This is a genomic window from Nguyenibacter vanlangensis (assembly GCF_038719015.1).
Taxonomy (GTDB): Bacteria; Pseudomonadota; Alphaproteobacteria; order Acetobacterales; family Acetobacteraceae; genus Gluconacetobacter; species Gluconacetobacter vanlangensis.
This window is the reverse complement of record NZ_CP152276.1, coordinates 3,539,701-3,561,715: the sequence shown is the minus strand read 5'-3', so window position 1 is coordinate 3,561,715 and position 22,015 is coordinate 3,539,701. Positions and strand designations below refer to the sequence as shown.

The 22,015-nt window shown below is 67.6% G+C and carries 15 protein-coding genes; 3 read left to right on the top strand and 12 right to left on the bottom strand.

Annotated elements, in window-relative coordinates:
• Window positions 1–65 precede the first annotated feature (65 nt).
• The 4 genes from AAC691_RS16590 to AAC691_RS16575 form a co-directional block, all read right to left on the bottom strand.
• On the bottom strand, window positions 66–1,352 hold the full coding sequence (locus AAC691_RS16590) for an acyltransferase (protein WP_342627708.1): 1,287 nt from the start codon (window positions 1,350–1,352) through the stop codon (window positions 66–68).
• Between the two features lie 66 nt (window positions 1,353–1,418).
• Window positions 1,419–2,840 (bottom strand): FAD-dependent oxidoreductase, encoded by a 1,422-nt coding sequence (locus tag AAC691_RS16585; protein WP_342627707.1) that lies wholly within the window; start codon window positions 2,838–2,840, stop codon window positions 1,419–1,421.
• Window positions 2,841–2,926: 86 nt separating this feature from the next.
• Window positions 2,927–4,075 (bottom strand): DegT/DnrJ/EryC1/StrS family aminotransferase, encoded by a 1,149-nt coding sequence (locus AAC691_RS16580; RefSeq protein ID WP_342627706.1) that lies wholly within the window; start codon window positions 4,073–4,075, stop codon window positions 2,927–2,929.
• Between the two features lie 369 nt (window positions 4,076–4,444).
• Entirely contained in the window at window positions 4,445–4,771 is a 327-nt protein-coding gene (locus tag AAC691_RS16575; RefSeq protein WP_342627705.1) for a hypothetical protein, read from the bottom strand.
• 61 nt (window positions 4,772–4,832) lie between these two features.
• Between AAC691_RS16575 and AAC691_RS16570 the strand changes: the two genes are divergently transcribed.
• A complete protein-coding gene (locus tag AAC691_RS16570) occupies window positions 4,833–5,822 on the top strand; it encodes a hypothetical protein (RefSeq protein WP_342627704.1) in 990 nt (329 codons plus the stop codon).
• On the opposite strand, the gene AAC691_RS16565 is transcribed toward AAC691_RS16570, so the two are convergent.
• The 5 genes from AAC691_RS16565 to AAC691_RS16545 all read right to left on the bottom strand — a co-directional run bounded on the left by AAC691_RS16565 (window position 5,767) and on the right by AAC691_RS16545 (window position 10,976).
• Window positions 5,767–6,513: a VC0807 family protein gene (locus AAC691_RS16565; RefSeq protein WP_342627703.1), complete on the bottom strand. Its 747-nt coding sequence runs from the start codon at window positions 6,511–6,513 to the stop codon at window positions 5,767–5,769. The genes AAC691_RS16570 and AAC691_RS16565 overlap by 56 nt on opposite strands.
• A gap of 230 nt (window positions 6,514–6,743) precedes the next feature.
• A complete protein-coding gene (locus AAC691_RS16560; protein WP_342627702.1) occupies window positions 6,744–7,478 on the bottom strand; it encodes a metallophosphoesterase family protein in 735 nt (244 codons plus the stop codon).
• Window positions 7,479–7,620: 142 nt separating this feature from the next.
• Window positions 7,621–8,841 carry an alanine--glyoxylate aminotransferase family protein gene (locus tag AAC691_RS16555; RefSeq protein WP_342627701.1) on the bottom strand — a complete coding sequence of 407 codons (1,221 nt, stop codon included), beginning with the start codon at window positions 8,839–8,841 and terminating at the stop codon, window positions 7,621–7,623.
• A 31-nt stretch (window positions 8,842–8,872) separates the two neighbouring features.
• Window positions 8,873–10,192, bottom strand: coding sequence for an allantoate amidohydrolase (locus tag AAC691_RS16550; RefSeq protein WP_342627700.1), 1,320 nt, complete (start codon window positions 10,190–10,192; stop codon window positions 8,873–8,875).
• An 85-nt stretch (window positions 10,193–10,277) separates the two neighbouring features.
• Window positions 10,278–10,976 (bottom strand): GntR family transcriptional regulator, encoded by a 699-nt coding sequence (locus AAC691_RS16545; protein WP_342627699.1) that lies wholly within the window; start codon window positions 10,974–10,976, stop codon window positions 10,278–10,280.
• Window positions 10,977–11,389: 413 nt separating this feature from the next.
• Here AAC691_RS16545 and AAC691_RS16540 point away from each other — a divergent pair, with 413 nt between their 5' ends.
• The gene (locus AAC691_RS16540) at window positions 11,390–13,786 is read left to right on the top strand and encodes a TonB-dependent receptor domain-containing protein (RefSeq protein WP_342627698.1); all 2,397 of its coding nucleotides are present in this window, start codon (window positions 11,390–11,392) and stop codon (window positions 13,784–13,786) included.
• 55 nt (window positions 13,787–13,841) lie between these two features.
• The gene (locus AAC691_RS16535; protein WP_342627697.1) at window positions 13,842–15,164 is read left to right on the top strand and encodes a cation:dicarboxylate symporter family transporter; all 1,323 of its coding nucleotides are present in this window, start codon (window positions 13,842–13,844) and stop codon (window positions 15,162–15,164) included.
• A gap of 11 nt (window positions 15,165–15,175) precedes the next feature.
• Here AAC691_RS16535 and treY read toward each other — a convergent pair whose 3' ends face one another.
• Genes treY through treZ form a run of 3 tightly spaced genes read right to left on the bottom strand, consistent with a single transcriptional unit; the run spans window position 15,176 to window position 22,015 of the window.
• Window positions 15,176–18,088, bottom strand: a complete 2,913-nt coding sequence (treY, locus tag AAC691_RS16530) for a malto-oligosyltrehalose synthase (protein WP_342627696.1) — start codon at window positions 18,086–18,088, stop codon at window positions 15,176–15,178.
• Window positions 18,085–20,181 carry a 4-alpha-glucanotransferase gene (malQ, locus tag AAC691_RS16525; RefSeq protein WP_342630253.1) on the bottom strand — a complete coding sequence of 699 codons (2,097 nt, stop codon included), beginning with the start codon at window positions 20,179–20,181 and terminating at the stop codon, window positions 18,085–18,087. The genes treY and malQ overlap by 4 nt, the downstream gene beginning before the upstream one ends.
• A 7-nt stretch (window positions 20,182–20,188) precedes the next feature.
• Complete coding sequence (treZ, locus tag AAC691_RS16520; RefSeq protein WP_342627695.1) at window positions 20,189–22,015, bottom strand: malto-oligosyltrehalose trehalohydrolase; 1,827 nt, start codon at window positions 22,013–22,015, stop codon at window positions 20,189–20,191.

Below are 22,015 nucleotides of genomic sequence, written 5' to 3'. Positions count from 1 at the left end.
CTGGCCGCCCTGTCTTGCCCGAATCATATTTGCCCAATCCTATCCGCCGAATCCTATTTGCCCGGTCATATTTGTGACCAGTTTCGACGGGCGGGGGCGGGGGACCCGAGGACGCCGCGGTGATCCAGCATCCTTGCGACCCGCTGGCCGAACCGCGCGCTGGGATCCGCGATCGTCACGTGGAACAGCCAGCCCAGGGCGATGGAGAGGGGCGGAACGACGGCGAGGAGGAAGGGCAACGGCACGGCCTGCAAGAGGCTGACGATCGCCAGAATCAGCGGCACATGGACGAGATACAGGCTGTAGGAGATGCGCCCCAGGAAACGGAGCGACGGACGCAGCAAGATGCGCTCGGTCATGCCGGGCGACAAGGATGCGGTGATCACCATGACCGATCCGAACGCGACCATGGTTTCCTGCAGGGCATGAATCTGCGACCAATGTCCCTGAAAGACGAACAGGCCGCCGAGCAGCAATGCCAGCCGCCCGCGGACGGACAATGTCGTCAGGGCGTTGCGGATCGGCTGAAGGTAGAAGCCGATCAGCGATCCCATCACGAAGAAGCAGGCATAGTACGCCGTCCACTGGATTTCATAACCGAGCTTGTCCGTCGTGCGATATTCCATGCTCGACAGCAGGGCGCCGTGCGCGCCGAAGCCGCCGCCGACACAGAACTGAAGGAAGACGACAAAGGCCGCCAGACCCGCGAGGACCGCGATGGCCCCCCGCGCCCGGTAGCGCGCGATCGGCAGGATCAGGAACGGAAACAGGAGCGAGACCCGCATTTCCCAGATCAGGGAGTGGATGGCGCCGTTCACGCTGTTGCGGTGGCCATACATCAGGGCATGGTCCACGAGCGTCCACAGGGTGAGCGGATGCGACCAGTTCATCCTGGTGACCCATTCGCTGGCGCCCGGCACGCCGGCCCACCGCCTGAAGACGAGGTTCAGCACCGCGGCGCCCAGGATCGCCGCGCAATACGGAAAATAGATGCGGGCCACGCGCTTGATGACGAATGTACGGTAGGCCGGCACCCGGCGTTCGGCCCAGGGAAGGGCCAGGACAAGGCCGCTGAGGACGTAGAAGAGCGTCACGGCCTCGTAACCGCTCCAGACGATGCGGGCCGGCGTGTAGAAAAGAATATATTGCCCCAGCGTATGAGCCGGGGTCTGCCAGGTGGAGAAGAAAAAATCGCAAAAGGCGGGTTGCGTCAGAAAGCAATGGTGGATCACCACGATCAGCGCGGCGAGGCCACGTACGGAATCAAGCGCCGCCAGGCGCGCCGGCGTACCCCGGTTGATGGCGGCGATTTCGTCGCCTGTGCCGCCATCGGCGATTTCGGTGTTCTTCAAGGCACCTGTTTCTCCGGTCACGAGCATATGAGGGATTATATGAGGGGTTTTTGATTGTTCCTGCCATCAGCTCCATGCATCCACGTTCTCTTGCAGGGGCTGCCGGGAGGCCGGTTTCGGCGGGCGGCGCACGGCGTCGACGATCAAGCCGCCGACATCCTTCTGCCATAGCCACAACCCGTTCGCCTGGCCGCGGAAGCTCGGCTCTCCACCCAGGGCGCCGCGCGGAACGAAGCCGGCGGACAGGCCGATGCCGAAGAGATTGGGCAGGGCAGTGCCGGCCCCGTCCAGGACGCGGCATTGTCCGTCAACGAGCGGCTGCTGCGGCCCGGTCTGGGACAGGAGGCGAATGGGTGTGCCGTCCATGTCCATGACAGGCAGGGCGCGCGGCCGATAGCCGACGGCGGCGACGACTATATCGGCCCGATTCAGTATGCCCAGGGCCTGGGGGTCGAGGGTCTGGGAGTCGAGGGGCTGGGAGTCAAGGGTCTGGGGGTTGGCGGATCGCCGCAGGCAGTGCAGTGCCAGCCTTGGTTCCGGCGCGCGGCCGCCGATGCCACGGGCCTGCATGATCAGTTCGCGTGAATCGAGCCGGAAACCGGCGAAACGAAAAACCTTGCCGCTGATGCCGCAAATATCCTCTTCGTCGAATTCGGTGTAGCCCTCGGCCAGGGCGCTTTGGGCATCCGGGTAGTAGATGCGCAGCGGGCGGCGATGCAGCAGCGTGACGCCGCCTGCCTTAAAGCGCACCGTGGGCATGCGGTTCAGCAATGCGTGGCAGACCGCGGCGGCGCTGGTCGATCCGCCGACAACGGCGACGCGCGGGTCGTCCAGGCCGGACAGGCGATCCGCCATGCGCTGCAGGCCGCCGAGGCCGAGCACGTCGCCGGACTGGACCAGGCGGTCGCCGCACAGATCCACGAGCGTGGCGCCGCCGACCCGTTCGGCCGCGAGGCGCTCTTCCGGCTGATGGCCGCCGGTGGCCAGCACCACGTTTCGGGCATGCAGCGCGCGCTGGTTGCCGTGTTCGTCCCGGACCGTCACGCGCCAGCCGTCCCGATCGCGGCGCACGTGACAAGCCGTGTGGCATGTCAGGACCGCGCAGCCCGCGTAATCGCGGATCATCGCCTCCAGCGCCGCTCCGACCAGGGCCAGGAAGCGTCCGGCATCGCGCAGCGGCACCGCCCCGTCCCCGGCCGCGGCGAGGCTTTTCGCAAGCGGATGATCGTATAGAGCCGTCAGGGGCGTCGGGACGGGGCTGCGCAGGCAATCGACGAAGGTGGCGCCGCTGCTGTCGGAATTGATGGCGTAGTGACCGATCGTTCCCGCGCCCAGCGCGCCGGACCGTTCGACGATCGCCACCCCTGCGGACAGAAGATCATCGAGTTGCCCGGCATGGTGGGCCGCCAGGAGCGGCGCGATTCCGGCCGGGCCGCCGCCGACGATCACGAGCTGGAAGCGTCGTTCCTCGTAGAGAAAATCGGGCATGACGACCGCCACTTTCCGTCCGGTTATCTGCGTTCAGTTATCATGTTCGGTTATCGGCATGTCCTCGAAACCGGACGCGCGGCCGTTCAATTGAATTCCTGCTGGCAACTGCGCCTGAATTCATCACATACGAATTGAATCGTGTCGGACGTCATCCGGTGGCCGAGCGGCAAGGATACGACGCCCGACGCGATGCGGTCAGTGACCGGCAGAGACGTCGTTTCGGCCCTGGGGACGAAATATTTCTGTTCGGCGAGATGGGGCGAGAAATATGTCGCGGTGCCGATTTGGCTGTCCTTCATGCGGGCAAGCACCTGGTCCCGGCGGGACGCGCCGCGCTCGGGCAGGAGTACCGGCATGAACTGATAGGCCGAGCGCCGGCCGAGAACCGTCTGGAACGTGAAATCCGGCAGGCAGTCCCGGTACATCTGCGCCAGCTCGTCCTTTTTCCGGCTGATGGCTTCCAGCCTTTTCAGCCCGTCCAGTCCGAGGAGGGCGCTGATCTCGGGCATTTTTGAATTGATCCCGTCAATCGTCGCGTGGCGCGGGCGCTCGAAGCCGAAATTGCCCATGGCGCGGAGCTGCTGGATCATCCCGGCATCGTCGCTGTAGATGAAGCCGCCTTCTCCGACGCCCAGCGCCTTGGTGGCGTGAAGAGAAAAGACGATCGGGAAGGGAAACCCGGTGCCGAACCCGTGCCCGGCCAGATTCAGGCTGCCCAGGGACGATGCTGCGTCCACGACGGTGGGAATGCCGTACGATTCGTAAAAATCGATGTAGCGCCCGAGATCGATGGCGTTTCCAAACGCGGCGTAGGGAAAGATCGCCGCGATTTTCGAAGCCTGGGAGGCCAGGATCTGCGCCTCCGACTCGGCGCTCATGGTCCAGCTCTGCGGATCGATATCGGCGAAGAGCGGCGTGAAGCCCGCCCATATGACCGCATGGGCCGCGGCGGCGAAGGTAAAGGACGGCATGAGAACATATGGTTTTTGAGACCGGTCGACATGCCGCGTTACATATTTGAGGGCGATCATCAAACCGATGGTCGCATTGCATACGGTCACGCAGCTTCCGACACCGCCGAACACTGTCGAAATAAGCGCGGATTCAAATTTCGTATTCACGGGACCATAGTTACTATAGATCCCGGATTCTTCTATTTCATTGATTTCCCGCAAAAGGCCGCTGAGCTGAGCTACGTTGGTTTCTAAAAATGGCACCTGCCCCACGCGCATTGAATCAATCCCTTCAATACAGATCCTATATGTGGATAAAAATTCGATCTGTTTGGATTTGTTTGAATTATGAAAACGTCAGAAAACACGTAGCTTGAAACTGGAATAGTATTATCTTGCACGTCTCAATCGTCAATTTCAATATTTTTTAATCCCTCATATTTACAGTCATTTTGTTCTATTTTTTGGTCATATTGTATCATGGTTAAAAATATATTTTCATAATTCCGTGAAGCCCCGGGCGGCGATTCTATTGCTTTCCCTGGTGCTTTCCCTGGCGGTTCGCCCGGCCCGAGGGACGGACCGGGTGGAGTCTCTACGGACGAGGCGTGGTGCATGCGGAGTGCTTTCTCCGTTCAAAGCACCTAATCATGGCAGGAAGTGGACGGCGGGAGGTTCCGGGGAAAGAGACGAAAGAATCGGCATTGCCGCATCCGCGGCGAGACCGCGGGCGGGGTGCGCGCGGCCGATCCGGGCCGGCCGGCGCACAGGAAGATTTACCACCTGGAAACTTTTCCGATGTTTGGCGTTATTGAAATTTTTATGGCGAAGCGGAAATGTCTCCATGCATGTTTGAAAATTACGGACATGATCAATATTGTCCTGAGTTCTGACCCTCTTGTTTCGAACGTGAGACAGGACGTCAGCATGAAATAATTCATGAACATTTTCATGCCGCAGGGTGGATGCCGCCATGACATGCGTCTATGACCCGGCGGAAGACCTGATCATGTCGTGCAAACCCTTCGAGGCGTAAATGTCGTCCGCCCAGTTGAAAGCCATTCCCGTCGCGCACCCGTCTTTCCAGGACCGGGATTTCCAGGATCGGGATTTCCGGAATCAGGATCTTCAGCCATATCATGCGCGCCTTCCGACCACCGATTTCGGTACGTTCTGGTATGGGGGGCGCCTGTCCGCGCTCGAACATGCCTGTGCCGCGTCGTTCGTCTTTCGTGGCTATGCGCTGACCCTGTTTTCATATCAGCCGGTCGAGAACGTGCCGGACGGCGTCACGGTCGCGAATGCGGCGGATGTGCTGCCGGAGGAGATGACGCGACGGTTCCTGCATAATGGCCGGCCCGCCCTGGGTCATTTCTCCGACCTGTTTCGTTACGTGATGATCCGGCAATATGGCATGGCCTGGGTCGATCTGGACGTCCTTATGCTGTCGAACCGGATTGCGTATACCCTGCCCGACATCGTCGCGCGCGAGGAGCAGGGCGGCATCAATGGCGCGATTCTTTATCTGCGCGACGCCGCCATGCTGCAATCGCTGATCGCCGGCGCGGAAGCCATGGCCGATCGCAATCTGCGCTGGGGCGAAACCGGGCCCTTGCTGCTGGGCAAGCTGGCGAAGGCCTATCCCGAGACGCTGCGCCCGGCCGCGGCTAATATTTTCTATCCGATCGAGCATTACGACATCCAGAAAGTCCTTCTGCCGGAATGGCGCGACGCATGCGCCGCGAAATGCGGGCAGGCCATCACGCTGCATCTGTTCAACAATATTCTGACGGGCATGGGATATTGGAAAGACATGGCGCCCCCGGAGGGGAGTTTTCTGTACGAGGCGCTGGCCGCCGACGGGGCGCTCGGCTTGTTCCGCGACATCTATCCCGTCACTGTCATGCGGAACATGGTGAGGAATTACCAGTTCGGCCTCAACGGTGCCGCTCTGGGCATCAGAAGCATCGTCAGGCAGGCTTTTCCGAGCGTGCTGCGGACTTATCGGCATTATTATCCGCGGTGAGAGCAGCGCGCCGCAAGGAGGGAACGGCGGCGATGTCCGCGAAGCCGGTCAGGGCGCGGCGGCGATACCAGGCGGTCCAGAGGGTGAGGCCGATGATGCTGCCATAGGACAGGAGCGGCGCGACCAGCAGGTATGCGCGGACGCCGAGCGCGAAGACCAGGGCGACGCCGGCCAGGGCGTCGGCGAGCAGGCCGGCGCCCCAGACCAGGGTCATGCGCAGCATGACGCGGCGGATCGCGGGATGGTCGCGCCGGGCCTGGAAGGCGACGGCGGCGGAAGGGGCGGTGCGGCGCAGGGTGGCGAGGGCGAGCGGATAGACGAGCGGCCGGCCGATCGCGGCCGAGCCGAGGAAGGCGATGCCGATGACGGCCGTCACCATCTTTTCACGCAGTTGCAGGAATTTTTCCGAACCGCCGCCCAGCAGCGCCAGCAGGGACAGCATGATGCCCGCCAGCACGATGAACGACAGCGCGTCGATGCGGCGCGTCAGGCAGAATTCGCCCGCGCTGAACAGCAGGGGCGGCAGGGACGCGGCCATCAGGCCCCCGGCCGCGCCCCAGGCCGGGCGAACGGCATCATAGACCAGGACCGGCAGGACGATATTCGTGCCGACATCGAGCGCGGCCTTCCACCCGGCACGGCGGAACCAGGCCAGCAGGCCGGAGGATTGCGGGGCGGGCTGCGTCGTCATGGGCGGAGTCCTGTCGCGATCGGGTTGCCGTGTGAGTCGTGCGGCATGTGGTGGGGCTGGCGCGCGCGATGGGTGGCGGCGATGAGCGTGACGACATCGCGGATCAGCGGTCGATTTGGCGACGCATGGACGCAATCCTATGTTGACGATGTCATCATCACGCCAAATGGTAACATTGTCAACATTAATGTCGCGGCAGTTCGGATGCGGGTTGCGGGTGGGCTGGAGGGTTACGGGCTGCGGCCTGTCCGGACGGCGAATGCGACTTCGGACCGGCCGTTCCGTTCGGCCTGGCGGGCGGCGGCCTGGTGATCGTAGGGCACGGCGTGGAGGGTGGCCGCCCAGCCTTGCGGCGCGCGGGTCAGGGTGGCGTAGCGGGCGTGGGGGCTGCCGGCGTCCATGACGTGGGGACAGGGGCGGTCGTCGCGGAAGGACGGCATGCCGACGCTGCCGGGATTGACGACCAGCACGTCGCCGGCGGTGACGATGCGCGCGATATGGGTGTGGCCGCAGAGCACGACCCTGGCATGGCCGATGCCGGCCAGCTTGCGGCGGATCGTTTCGTCCGGGGCGAGGGCGGCGTGGCCGGCGGAGACGTCTTCGAGCAGATAATCCAGATCGCCGCCGGCCGGACTGCCGTGGCAGGCGAAGAGATCGCCGTCGAGCAGGCTGAGCGTCGGCGGCAGGGTGTGCAGCCAGGCCAGGTGCCGGTCGGCGAGGCGGGGACGGGCGAAAGCGTCGGAGGCGCCGGTCGCACCGGCCAGCACCTGCCGTTCGTGGTTGCCCGCCAGGGTCGCGGCACCCAGCGCCATCTGGGCATCGGCGCTGCCGGCCGGGTCGAACGGGCCCGAGACGAGATCGCCGAGATTGACGACCAGGTCGGGGTGCAGGCGGCCGATGTCGCGCAGCACCGCCTGCAGCGCGAGCAGATTGCCGTGACTATCCGCGATGACCGCGATCTTCATGCGCGGATTCTACACCCCGCGCGCCGCGCCGCAAGGAATCGCAGCCCCTCAACCATAATCCATTGATAAACGAAACGGTTTCCAAAGGCCGCCGGCCTTTGGCGGGGTCCAAGGGCAGCGCCCCTGGCCGGTGCCGCCAGCGTTACGCGGCCGCGTAGGACGCACGCGCGGCGTCGACGGCATTGCCTTGCGGGAGAGAGAAGCCCTCGGCGCGGAGGGAGGCTTCGAGTGCGGCGAGGGTGATGAGCACCTTGTGCTTCATGGCGTTGTAGCCCATGGCGCCGATGCGCCAGATCTTCCCCGCCAGGGGGCCGAAGGCGGTGCCGATCTCGATTTCGAATTCCGCGCGCATGCGGGTGCGCACCGCCTCGCCGTCGATGCAATCGGGGATGTGCACGCCGGTGACGTTGGTCATGCGATGCGCGTCCTGGCCATACAGGGCCAGCCCCATGGCGCGCAGCCCGGCGCCCATCGCCGCCCCGGCCGCGCGGTGCCGGGCGAAGCGGGCCTCCAGCCCCTCTTCCACCATGATCCGCGCCGCCTCGCGCGCCGCATAGAGCATGGAGGTCGCCTCGGTATGGTGGTTCAGCCGCTGCTCGGACCAGTAATCCATGACCATCGCCAGGTCGAAATAGTTCGAGCCGATGCGCGGCCGCGCGCCGTCGCGGCTGTCGGCGGTGCGGATCCCGGCCTCGACATGGCGGCGGGCCATGATGTGCGCCGCCGCGCGGTCCGAGATCGTGATCGGCGCCGAGCCCGGCGGGCCGCCCATGCATTTCTGCAGGCCGCCCGTCACCACATCCACCCCCCAGGCATCGGTCGCCACCGCCATGCCGCCCAAGGTGGCGGTGGCGTCGACATAGGACAGCACGCCGTGGCGGCGGCAGATGTCCCCCACCCCGTCCAGCGGCTGCGCCATGGTGGTGGAGGTGTCGCCGTGGATGGCCGCGAAGATTTGCGGCTGGTGCTCGACGATCGCGGCCTCGATCTGCCCGCGGGTCGCGACTTCGCCCCAGGGGATGTCGAGGGTGCGGATGTCGGCGCCGATGCGCCCGGCGATTTCCGACAGCAGCAGGCCGAAGCGACCGGCGCGCAGCACCAGCAGCCGCGCCCCCGGTTCGACCAGCGAGACCAGCGCCGCCTCGATCCCCGCCCGCGCCGTGCCGTCGACCAGGAAGGTCCAGCGGTTTTCCGTCATGAACACATGACGATACAGCGCCATCGTCTGGTTCATATACCCCGTCATCTCCGGGTCGAACTGCCCCAGCATGTCCGCCGCCATCGCGCGCAGCACCCGCGGATGCACGTTCACCGGACCCGGGCCCATCAGCAGCCGGTGCGGCGGGTCAATCTGTCCGAACATGGGCGGCTCCTTCCTCCGTCTCGTCTTTTCGTCAGCGCCGGCCGGCCTGGTGCGCTTCGGCGAAGCGCGCCACGAAATCGGTCAGCGCCCGCAGCGCGCAGTCGGCGTCGGCTTCGTCGACCGCCTCGGCCGGGTTGTGGCTGATGCCGCCGGCGCAGCGGAGGAACAGCATGCCGACCGGCGCCAGGCGGGCCATCGCCATGGCGTCGTGCCCTGCCCCGCTGACCAGCACGTGCGGCGCGTGGCCGGTGGCCTGCCGCACCGCCTCTTCCAGCAGCCCGGTCAGCGCCGGGTCGCACGGGGTGGCCGGCAAATCCTGCTGCTGCGCCAGGTCCAGCGTGACCTGGCGGCGGGCGGCGATCTCGGACAGGGCGGCGCGGATCGCCCGGGCCGCGCCGTCGCGCACCGCATGGGTGCCGGCGCGGACGTCGATGGTGAAGCCGACCGTGCCGGGCACCACGTTGGGCACGCCGGGACCGACCGCCAGCCGGCCGACGGTGGCCACCAGGTCGGGCGGGCCGCCGCCGCCGATCCGTTCGATCGCCAGCACCATTTCGGCCGCGGCGGCCAGCGCGTCGCGGCGCAGATCCATCGCCATGGTGCCGGCATGGCCGGCCACCCCGGTGACATCCGCCTGGAAGCGATATTGCGCGGCGATCGCGCTGACCACGCCCAGCGGCCGGTCCGCGGCTTCGAGCACCGGGCCCTGTTCGATATGGGCCTCGACATAGGCCAGCACGTCGGCGCGGCGCCGCGCGGCCTGGCTGAAGCGGGCCAGGTCGAGGCCGAAGCCGCCGAGCGCGTCGGCCAGGCTGGTGCCCTGGGCGTCGACCATGTCCTGGGCCATGTCCTGGCCGGCCAGCGCGCCGGCCACCGCGCGGCTGCACAGCATCGAGACCGGAAAGCGCGAGCCTTCCTCGTCCCCGAAGCCGATCACTTCGAGCGCGAAGGGAAAGCGCCGGCCGCGTTCGGCGAAATGGGCGACGGTTTCGATCCCCAGCATCACCCCCAGCATGCCGTCATAGCGGCCGGCGTCGCGCACGCTGTCGACATGCGAGCCGAGCAGCAGCGCCGGGGCGTCGGGCATGCTGCCCTCATACCGGCCGACGATGTTGCCCGCCGGGTCGATGCGCGCGCGCATCCCGGCCTCGGCCATCCAGGCGGCGATCCGGTCCAGGGTCGCCGCGTGCCCGCCGCCCAGATAGGGCCGGAACAACTGCCCCGGCACGTCCGAATAGGGTACCTCGCCCAAAAGGTCGCACCGCGATACCGCGCGGGCACCGGAAGGGCGATCACCGGAGGGACGGGCGCCGGGGGAGCGAGTTGGTGTGGCAAGGGGGGAATGGGGCACGAGGATATCCTGCCGGCTCAGCGTCTTGTATACAAGATGGAATGGAAGGCAATCCGCAGGGCACGAGATGGGGGCGCGAACCGGGTCAGCGCGGCGTGGCCTGGAGCGCGGCCTTGAGGTGGTCCAGCCGGTTGGAGGCGCTGCGATAGTTCAGCGCCTTCTCGACATGGCGGAGATGCGTGTCCATCAGCCGTGCGGCGCCTTGCGTGTCGCCGTGTTCGAGCGCGTCGATGATCTCGTCATGCTCGCGGCAGGATTCGTGCGCGTCGTGCGAGGATTGATAGAGGGCGGCGATCAGCACGGTGCGGGTGGTCAGGTCCTGCAGCAGGGCGGCGAGCACCGGATTGCCAAGGGTTTCGGCCAGGCAGACATGGAAATGGCCGAGCAGGTAGCTGCGTTCGGCGCGGTCGCCGCCGGCGATGGCCTGCTGTTCGGCGTGGACATGCGCGCGCAATGCGCGGATCGCGGCCGCGTCCACCCGGCCGAGCGTGACCAGCATGCCGACTTCCAGCGCGCGGCGGGCGTCGATGGTGTTCTGGGCTTCGCGCACCGAGGGTTCGACGACGAACCAGCCGCGCCGGGCCGAGACCTCGACGATGCCACGGGCCTGCAGGCGCATCATCGCTTCGCGCACCAGGGTGCGGGAGACGCCGAAGATTTCGGACAATTCCTTCTCGCCCAGCCGTTCGCCGGGCGCGATGCGGCCCGAGAGCGCCGCATGAATGATGCGGTCCTCGATCAGGTGCGGCGTCTTGTGTGCATCGTCTTTGGCGGCGTCTCGCATACAAGGACTATGACCAACGGGACGACATTTCGCAATCTGTATGATGTCGGCGGATCAGAGCCGATTGGGCGTCCCATTTTGATGTGATTATTATTTGTTCTTATGCATTATTTTATGCACAATAATTGATCTATTTTGTCTGAGCACAGTGGATTACGAGGAAATTTTCCTCATATTTTTAATATGTTACGTTTTAGATTTAAAAAATTTGTCACCTTTGTGTAAAGAGGGCGCGTTTTGCGGGCGCTTGTCTTATATCTTGTATGCAACGATTGATCGATTTTCTGTGGCTTTTTGTAGATCAGATTGCGCCATCAGACTGGCCGCGGGACGGGCGACGATTCGGGAATGACAGATGCCGTCATTTCCGCCCCCTCGCTTCTGGATTCTGGCATTTGGACAAGGAAACCCGCATGCGCCCGCCCTTTTCACCCGCCTGCCCCTTACGCCTGCCGCGACGCCCGTCCCTGCGGCGGCGGGTGAGCCTGAACAGTACCCTGGGCAGCATCCTGGCCGGCCTTTTGCTGCCGCTGCCGGCGCTGGCCCAGGGTTCGGCCCCCGGTTCGGTTTCTGGTTCGGTCCCAGGTTCGATCCGGGGCGCGGCATCCAAGGCGGCCCACGCCGTACCTGCCCGCACACCCGTCCCGGCGCCGCGCGCCGAGGCCGAGGCCGTGACCGTGTCGGCGCGTCACGGCGTGACCGGCGCGGGCCAGCACAACGCGCATTCGGAAACGGTGATTTCGCGCCAGGACCTGCTCAATCGCAACATCCGCACCATGACCGACATCCAGCGCGTCGCCCCAAACCTGACCATCCAGCCGTCCTTCGGCTCGGGCGCGCTGAACTTCACGCTGCGCGGCGTGGGGCTGACGGATTTCACGCAGAACAACACGCCCTCGACCATGCCCTATCTGGACGGGGTTGCGCTGCCCGTCTCGATCATGACGACCGGCATGATGTTCGACCTCGACGATATTTCGATCGCGCCGGGGCCGTCGGGCTATACCCACGGCCAGGCCACGACGGGCGGCGAGATCGACTTCCACAGCGCCGACCCCACGCGCCGGTTCCATGCGGGGCTGACCGAGGACATCGCCAGCTATGGCCGCAACCGCGTCGAGGGGTATGTCTCGGGGCCCGTGTCGCAGTCCGTCTCGCTGCGCCTGTCCGGCCAGTCCCTGACCGGCGGCGGCTACCAGCACAATGCGGCGGGGCAGGGTTTCGGCAATGCCGACCTGGGGGCTTTGCGCGCCAAGCTGAAATGGGACATCGACAGCACGTCGAACCTGATCATCGGCGGGCACTGGACGACGGACCAGTCCGAATATGCGTCGGGCCACAACCTGTACAACTCGTACCACGTGCCGGTGACGCAGGACCTTTACGAGACGGAGTGGGGGCTGGATCCGCGCTTCGCGAAGATCCTGGGCATAAGCGCGAACGATACCAGGCCGCGCGAGGACAACCTCTTCTGGGGCGCGAATGCGCGCTATACGAAGAATTTCGCGTGGGGGCGGCTATCGACCATCAGCGCCTATGAAATGGTGGACGAGCACGAGCTGACGAACCAGACGGATTCGATCCTGGCCTATGGCAACATGTTCCGCAACAACCAGACGAACGTGTTCTCGCAGGAGGTGCGGCTGGAATCGATCGACCCCAGTGCGCGCTTCCACTGGGAGGGCGGCCTGTATTACAGCCGATCGCGCATGGCGCAGAATTTCTGGTACGATTCCTCGGACCGTCCCGGCACGACGCCGCTGAACGAGACGCGCTATGGCCAGGACCAGCAGAATTTCAACCAGTATCTGCAGCTTTCCTATCGGATCCTGCCCAGGCTGCGCATCATCGGCGCGCTGGAGCATGAATCCGACGACCGCCAGATGCTGAACGTCACCAGCGCGAACTACAACCTGAACACGGGCGCGGTCATCGGCACGCCGACGAATTTCGGCAATAGCGGGGCGCTGACCAACCAGTTCGGCGGCCGGGTCGGCGCGCAGTACCAGTTCACCCGCAACATCATGGGCTATGTGATGGTCAGCCGCGGCTTCAAGCCGGGCGGGTTCTCGGCCAACATCACGCAGCAGGCGGCGCAGCTTCGTCCGTTCAAGCCGGAACAGATCCTGACCTATGAAGGCGGTTTCAAGACCATGCTGTTCGATCGCCGCCTGCGTTTCAATGCCGCCGGATTCTACTATGATTATCGCGACCAGCAATTGCTGGGGACGATCCTGGTCCCGCCCTATGGCGTGCTGGGCGGCTATGTGAACGCGCCGCGTTCGTATATCTATGGCGCGGAGTTCGATGCCGAGGCCCATCCGTTCCGCGGCCTGGTCCTGACCCAGAATTTCGGTTACCAGAACGGCGTCTATTCGCAGTTCCAGAGCCTGAACCGCAGCGCCACCACGGCGCATTTCGCCACGACCGGCGTCTGGCAGGCCATCAACACGAATTATGACGGCGTGAACATGGGACTGGCCAACCTGACGCTGTCGGGGGCAGCGACCTATACGTGGCCCGTCTTCCGTGAGTACCGGATGATCTTCGACGCGGACTATTCCTATCGCGGGCGGCAGACCCAGCCGCAATATATCGGCCAGACGGGCATCTATCGCTCGCCGGCCTATTTCCTGGTCAATTCCTTCCTGACCTTCGCGGCCCCCCGGCAGCATTGGTCGGTCACCGTCTATGGCCAGAACCTGACCGATCGCCGCTATTGGCTGTCGGCGGGCACGCAGGCCACGTTCTATGGCGTGATCCCGGGGCTGCCGCGCTTCGTCGGCGGGCGGATCAATTTCACCTATTGACGCAGGCAGGGGGTGCGATGCACCCCCGACCGGCAAGCGCGAGGAGATGACCCCGATGAGCGAGGCGAGCGACACCGGCGCGTGGGCGAGCGGCGGCGGACGACCCGGCATGTTCCTGCAGGTCGTCGTGGCCGGGGCGCTGGGATGCGCGCTGGGGCTGGCGGCGCCCGGGCTGGCGGCCGAGACGCGCTGGACGACCGACCTGTTCCTGCGGCTGATCGTGATGGCGGTGGGGCCGCTGCTGTTCTGCATCGTGGTGACGGGGATCGTCGGCGCGGGGTCGCTGCGGACCGTCGGCCGGCTGGGCGCCAAGGCGCTGATCTATTTCGAGGCGATGACCACCGCGGCGCTGTGCGCGGCCGTGGGGGTGGCGATGCTGGTCCGGCCCGGGGCGGGCCTGGCCTATGTGCCCAGCGGCGACGATGCGCGGATGATCGAATCCTATGCCCGCCACGGGCATATGCTGAACGAAGGCGGGATCACGGCCTTCCTGCTGTCGCTGGTGCCGCGCTCGCCGGTCGATGCGTTCGCCCAGGGCAACATATTGCAGATCCTGTTCTTCGCGATCCTGAGCGGGTGCTGCCTGAGCCAGATGGGCGCGGCCGGGGCGCCCATCATGCGGCTGGTCGATGCGCTGTCGGCCCTGTTTTCGCGCATCATGCGCATCGTCATCATGCTGGCGCCGCTGGGCGTGTTCGGGGCGATGGCGACGACGACGGCGCGGTACGGCATGAACGCCATCGCGCATCTGGCGGGATTCGTGGTGCTGTATTTCGTCGCCATCGCGCTGTTCATCGTGGTCGGGCTGGGGACGTGCCTGAAATTGTCGGGCGTCAGCCCGGTGCGGTTCCTGAACCATTTCCGCGAGGAATTGGCGATCACCTTCACCACCACGGCGTCGGACGCGGTGCTGCCCAGCGTGATGGCCAAGCTGGAAGGGATGGGCGTGGACCGGCAGGTGGTCGGGCTGGTGGTGCCGGCGGGCTATTCCTTCAACCTGGATGCGCTGTCGATCTATCTGGGGCTGGCGGTGATGTTCCTGGCGCAGGCGACGGGGACGCACCTGACGGCGTGGCAGATCGCCGTGATGCTGGGCACCGCGCTGCTGACCTCGAAGGGTGCGCATGGCGTGCCGGGGATGGGCATCGTCGTGCTGGCCGCCACCCTGGCCGCGACCCCGGCGATTCCGGCGGCCAGCCTGGTGATGCTGCTGGCGGTGGACTGGTTCATCGGGATCGCCCGGGCGGTGGGGAACCTGGCGGGGAATTGCGTGGCGCCCGTCGTGATCGGCGCCTGGGAAGGGCGCCTGGACCGGCGGCGGATCGCGGCGGTGCTGGGCAAGGACGTGTTGAAGGAGGAGGTGCTGGGCGGAGAATAGCTGGCATGCCGTTATGATGCGCTGAGCAGGACATCGAACGGCAGCGTGTCCGCGAGCGGCGCGAGGCGATGAAGGGCCGCGTCGTCGAAGACCGCGCCGGGGCGCAGGAGCGAGCGCCAGGTGCGGGCCCCCGAAGTACGGGCCACCTGGCTGTCGGGGAGGCCGGACAGGTCCAGGGTGGTGCTGCGCCAGGTGCCGTCCGGGCAGGACAGGTCGTCCGGGCTGGGGGCGAGCGGCAGGACCAGGCGCGGCGCCAGGACCAGCAGGGCCTGGCCGTCCAGGAGGCGGGCGAAGGCCAGCACATGGTGCCGCCGCACGCCCTGCACGCGCAGCGGGTGGTAGCTGCCGCGCGCGAACAGGGCGGGATGGTCGGCGCGGGCCCGCAGCAGGGCGGCGATCAATCGCTGCTTGATGCGGCCGTCGCGCCAATGGGGGGCCAGCGCGGGCAGGTCGGCGCCGGATGCGAGTGCTGCGGCGCGGGCGGCGTAATCGACCGGCCGGCGATTATCCGGATCGACCAGGCTGAAATCCCAGAATTCGCAGCCCTGGTAGAGATCGGGCATGCCGGGCGCGGTCAGGCGCAGCAGCGTCTGCGACAGGCCGTTCAGCGCGCCGGCCGGGGCGATGCGGGACACGAAGGCGTCCATCATCGCGGGGAAGCCGTGGGATGCCTTTGCGTCGAGCAGGCCGTCGAGGAAGGCGCTGCAGGACTCCTCGTATTCCTGGTTCACGTCCGTCCAGTCCGTATGGCGCTTGGCCTCGCGCAGCGCCTTGGTCTGCCAGGCGGCGATGCGGTCGCGGAAATCGGGCGGCAGGATGGACGCGCCGCCGGCGTCGGGCAGCGGCCAGGCGCCGATCAGCGTCTGGTAGAGGATCAGTTCGTCGGCGCGGTCGGGGATCGACGCCCCGTCGGCGCGGTGGAAGCTCGGCGTGCCGTCGGCGCCATGGAGACCAGGCGCGCCGTGGGCGCGATGGAGATTCGACGCGCCGGAGGCGCGATGGATGTTCGGCACGCCGTAGGCGCGGCGGCGCAAGGGGAGGTTGTGTTCGCACCAGGCCATGGCGGTGCGGGCCCAGTCGGCGGCCGGTTCCGACAGGACGGCCAGGCGCGCGCGCGCGTCCTCGCCCCGTTTATGGTCATGGGTGGCGGTCGCCAGCATGGCGTCCGGCCAGTCGTGACGGCGGGCGGCGCAAGCGGCGTGGAAGCCCTGCGGCGTGCCGGCGAAATGGCCGGGGTGGGTGCCGACATCGTTGCGCGACAGCAGCCGGCCATAGCGGTAGAAGGCCGTGTCCTCGACCGCCTTGGCGGCCAGGGGCGCGGTCAGGTGCTCGAAACAGGCGATGGCGTCGGCGGTGTCGGGCAGCAGGCTGCCGTCGAGCTGGCGTTCCAGCCAGTCCAGCAGCGGGTGCTGGGACGCGGCCAGGGTGGGGCGCACCTGGCGGCAGATATCGTGCAGCAGCCGGGACGCCGCACCGGTTTCACGCGCGCGTTCGGCGGCGTAGGTGCGATAGACCGGGAACGCCAGCAGGACCTGCCGCAGCACGCGGGCGATGGCGGCCTGGGTGAAATCGCGCGTGCGCGCATCCGACGCGGCCAGGGCGGCCAGGGCGTGGACCGCACGCGCATATTCGGCCGCGAGTCCGCGATCGAGGATCGATTGCCGGGCGGCGCGTTGCTCGGCATCGAAACTGAGGGCGCCGCCGGCGCTCCAGACCCACAGGTCGTTCAGCGCGTCGCCCCCGCTTGCATCGTGCAGCAGCAGATCGACCTGTTCGAGGAAATCGTAGCCCGTGGTGCCGTCCACGCCCCAGGACGCGGGCAGGGCCTCGTCGGCGGCCAGGATCTTTTCCACATAGATCGCCGGGCCGGGCGGGGCGTCCGGCGGGCGCTGGGGCGCGACCGCGGCCAGGGCCCGGCGCAAGCGGTCGCAATAGGCGCCGGGGGCGGTGAGCCCGTCGATATGATCGACGCGGACCCCGTCGATCAGCCCCTGGCCGTAGAGGGCGACGATCGTGCCGTGCACCGCGTCGAACACATCGGGATGTTCGACGCACAGCCCGGCCAGGCCGGTAATGTCGAAGAAGCGCCGCCAATTGATGAGGTCGGACGCGGTGCGCCACCAGGCCAGGCGGTAATGCTGCCGTTCGAGCAGCGCGTGCAGCCGGGCGCGGCCGGCCGTCGTGGCCGCGCTGTGGCGGGCCAGGGCGTGGCCGATCAGGCGCGCGCCCTCGGCCTCGCGGGACCAGTCGGCCAGCGCGGCCAGATAGGCCGGGGCGGCGCAGGGCGGGACGGTGCGCAGCGCGCCGAGCAGCGCGGCCGCCACGGGCGGCAGGTCGCCGTCGGAGAACAGGCCGGCATAATGATTGGGGCAGATCGGGAAGCGATGGTCGTGATGCCAGCAGGAAAAACGCCCGTCCCGGGGATCGAAGCGCAGATCCAGCTCGCCCTTCGCCAGGCTGTCGCCATAGGGGGCGGCCAGGAAAGGCAGCAGCACGCGGTCGCGCAGCGCGGGATCGGGCGGGGACCAGTCGATGTCGAAATAATGGGCGTACGGGCTGGCCCTGCCCCAGCAGAGCAGGCTGTCCCACCAGGCATTGCCGCTGCCGCCGACGGCCATGTGGTTGGGCACGATATCGACGATCAGCCCCATGCCGCGGGCGCGGAGGCGGCCGACCAGCCGGGCCAGCGCCGCGTGGCCGCCCAGTTCGGGGTTGATGCGGCCGTATTCGAGCGTGTCGTAGCCGTGGGTCGAGCCCGGGCGGGCGGCCAGCAGGGGCGAGGCATAGAGGTGGCTGATGCCCAGATCGGCGAAATAATCGACCAGGGCGGCCGCGTCATCCAGGGTGAAGCCGGCATGGAATTGCAGGCGGGCAGTGGCGCGCGGCTTGGCCGGGACACCGGTTGGGGAGGGGTCCGATGTCATGGTGCCTGGCGCCCGTCGCGCAGCAGGGCCAGGCGGCGGGCGGCGTCGGGGCCGGCCAGCAGGTCGCGCCCCGCCGGGTAGCGGCGCTGCCAGTTGGGATGGCCCGACACGGTGCCGGGCAGGTTGGGCTGTTCGGACAGGCCCAGCAGGTCCTCGAGCGGCAGGATGGCCAGCGGCGAGGCGGTGGCACCGACGAAGCGCGACGCCGCGTCGGTCACCATGGCCGCGCCGTCGGGCGTGGCGGGCGGCGGGTCGGCGGAGGGCTGGGCGGCGGACGGCTGGGCAGCGGAGGGCTGGGCGGAGGAGCGATCGGCCGCCGCCGCGGCAGGGCGGAGGACCGTCCAAAGCGCCGCGCGGTCGCGGGCGCGGGCGGCCTGGACATCATCGGCCCGCGTATCCCTGGGCAACTGGCGCAGGGCCCTGCGCCAGGCGATGTCGGTGCCCTGCCACCAGCCGGCGACGGTGGGCAGGTCGTGCGTGGTGGTCATGGCCACCGCGTTGCGGCCCCATTTTTCCGGCGGGAGGAAGGCGCCGTCCGCGCCGCGCTGGAACCACAGCACGTTCATGCCCAGGATCGCGCGCCGCGCCGCGTGCCCGCGAAAGCCGGGCGAGACGGTGCCCAGATCCTCGCCGATCACGATGGCGCCGTGGCGGGCCGATTCCAGGGCCACCAGCCGCATCAGGTCCTGGCGGGGAAAGGCGAGATAGGCGCCGTCGGTGGCCGATGCGCCCTCGGGGATGATCCAGAGCCGTTCGAGCCCCATCACATGGTCGATCCGTACCCCGCCCTGGCGCGCCAGCGTGGCGCGCAGCGTGTCGATGAAGGCGCGATAGCCGTGCGTGCGCAGCGCGCCGGGCGAAAAGGTGGTCAGCCCCCAGTTCTGCCCCAGCGGGCCGAGCGGGTCGGGCGGGGCGCCGACCGAGGCGCCGATCAGGAAATCGTCCTGGTCCGACCAGCATTGGCTGCCGGTCGGGTCGGTGCCGACGGCCAGGTCGGCGATCAGCCCGATCCGCATGCCGGCCTGGCGGGCGGCGGCGCCGGCATGGTCCAGGCTGCGGGCGGCCAGCCATTGCAGGAAGAGGTGGAAGCCGACATCGTTCCGGCGCTCGGCGGCGATGCGCGCGACCTCGGGGTTGCCGGGATTGCGGAGGGCGGTGGGCCAGATCCGCCAGTTGCCGCCGCGCGGCCCGCGCCGCACTTGCTGGGCGTGGATGGTTTCGAACACCGCGTGCAGATGCAGCTTGCGCCCCTGGGCGGCGACGAAATCCGTCATCTCGGCCGGGGGGGCGGGGCGGATATAATCGTCGTACAGGCCGCGCAGCACCTGCAGGCGCAGCGCCGAAGCCTGCGGCCAGTCGATCAGCGGCGCGTTTTCCAGCGCCAGGACGGCCGAGGGCGCGACATGCAGGCGGCGCAGCACCTGGCCGATGTCATGGGCGGTGAACCAGCAGCGCATGTCGGCCAGCAGCACGTTGAGGAACAGGCGGCTGGAGGGCGAATAGGGGCTGTACTGATCGGGGCGGGCGGTGAACATGGCGTGCACCGGGCTGACGGCCAGGGCGTCGGCCCCGGCCTGGCCGGCCTGGCGCGCCAGGTCGGCCAGGGCGCCGAAATGACCGATCCCGCCATCGTGCCGGGCGCGCAGCCCGTAGATCTGCGCCGCCAGGCCCCAGGCGCGGCCGCCATGGGTGGCCTCGGCCAGGGTGCGGCAGGCGGAGGGCGCGATGGCCAGCGTGGCGTGCGCCCCAGCGATGTCGAGCGCGTGGTAGCCGACCTGGCGGATGGCCGGCAGGGTCAGCGCGCCGTCGCGGCCGCGCCTGGCGCGGCCGGTCAGGATGGTCCCGTCCTCGCATTTTATCGTGTAGGCGGGATGCTCCGCGCGGGTGAAGCCGGGCAGCCTGGTCGCCTGCCCGACCTGGCCGACCAGCAGCGGCGGCAGCGCGTGGGGCGGCATGTCGGCGCTGCCTTCCAGCACGCGCAGCAGGCTGCGCAGCGAGTCCGCGCCGACCCGGTGGAGCGTGCCGCCGGCGTCGCGCCAGGAGGTGGACAGGCCGGCGCGGCGCGCGCGGCTGCGAAGAGCGCCGTCATCCATCCTGGCATTATCCATGGGCGATGTCGTCCAGGCACACGACGAGGCCGTTGGGGGGCACGGCGGCGCCGGCGTGATGATGGTTGGGGCTATGATCGTGACCATGGTCGTGGCCGGCGGGCGCGCTGCGATGCAGCACCCGGCCGGCGACCCAGCCGGGCGGCGCGACCGGATCGGCGCCCAGATTGAGGGCGATCGACAGGATGGCGCCGTCGCCCATGCGCCAGCGCGCCGCCACTGCGGCGGGCCCGATGGGCGAGGCCCCCATCGCGTGGGCGCCGCGCAGGCGCGGCACGATGTGATGCGCGCGCAGGCGCAGCAGGCGGCCGGTCAGGTCCAGCCATGCCCTGCCGTCCGCGGTCTCGGCCTCGGACTCGTCGAGCCGCGAGGCGGCGAAGGTTTCCGGGGCATTGGGGTCGGGGATCGTCTCGCGCAGGGTCGGATCGGCGAAATGGGAGAAGGCGGCGAATTCGCGCCGCCGGCCGTCGCGCACGATCTGCCCCAGTTCGGGCTTGTGGCTGGTGAAGAAGAGGAAGGGGCGGCGCGAGCCCCATTCCTCGCCCATGAAGAGCAGCGGGATCTGCGGGCCGAGCAGCAGCAGCCCGTAGCAGGCGCGCAGCGCGTCGGGATCGGCGAGCACGGTCAGCCGTTCGCCCATCGCGCGATTGCCGATCTGGTCGTGGTTCTGCAGGAACAGCACGAAGGCCGAGGGCGGCAGGCTGCCCGAGGGCATGCCGCGCGGCCGGCCGAGCGTGGGGAAGAACTGGCCCTGGAAGGCGAAGCCCTGGCCCAGCACGCGGGCGAGGTGGATGATCGGTTCGTCGGCGAAATTGCGGTAATAGCCTTCATGCTCGCCGGTCAGCAGGACGTGCGCGGCATTGTGGCCGTCATCGTTCCATTGCGCGTCGAAGCCGGATTGCAGCAGGCCGACATCGTTATGCTCGTTTTCCAGGATCAGGTGGACATGGCGGTCGGCCTCGACGCGCGCGCGGACGCGGGCGGCGAGTTCGAGCAGCCATTCGCGGTCGGCGATCGCGTGCACCGCGTCCAGCCGCAGGCCGTCGAAACGATATTCCATCAGCCAATACAAGGCGTTTTCGGTGAAATAGGTGCGCACCGCCTGCTGGCGGAAATCGATGGCGGCCCCCCAGGGCGTGGGGCGGTCGGCGCGGAAGAAGGGGGCGGCGTAGGCGGCGATGAAATTGCCGTCCGGTCCGAAATGATTATAGACGACGTCGAGGAAGACCATCATGCCCAGCGCGTGGGCATGGTCGACCAGCGCCTTGAGGTCGTCCGGCGTACCGTAGGCAGATTCCGGCGCATAGGGCAGCACGCCGTCATAACCCCAGTTGCGGCCGCCGGGAAATTCGGACAGCGGCATCAGTTCGATCGCGGTGACGCCCAGCGCGGCCAGGCGCGGCAACAGCGCGCGCACGCCGCGAAAACCGTCCGCGGCGCCGACATGGATTTCGTAGATGACGGCCTGTTCCCAGGGCAGGCCGCGCCATGGCAGGCCGCGCCGCTCGTCGGCCGTCCAGTCATAGGCGCGCGGATCGACCACCATGCTGGGGCCCTGGACGTCGTCGGGCTGCGCGCGGGAGGCAGGGTCGGGGACGGCGAGGTCGGGGGCGACGCGGTAGCGGTAGCGGGCGCCGGCGCCGCAGGGGGCCTCGGCCACGAACCAGCCGGCGCCTTCGGCGGTCATGGGAAGGGGAGACGCGCCTTCGATTTCCAGGGTCACGTGGTTGCAGGACGGGGCCCAGAAGCGGAACCGGGTCCAATGCGGCGCGATCACCGTCGCGCCGAACGTGCAGGCGAAGGCGTGAGTCGTGCGCAT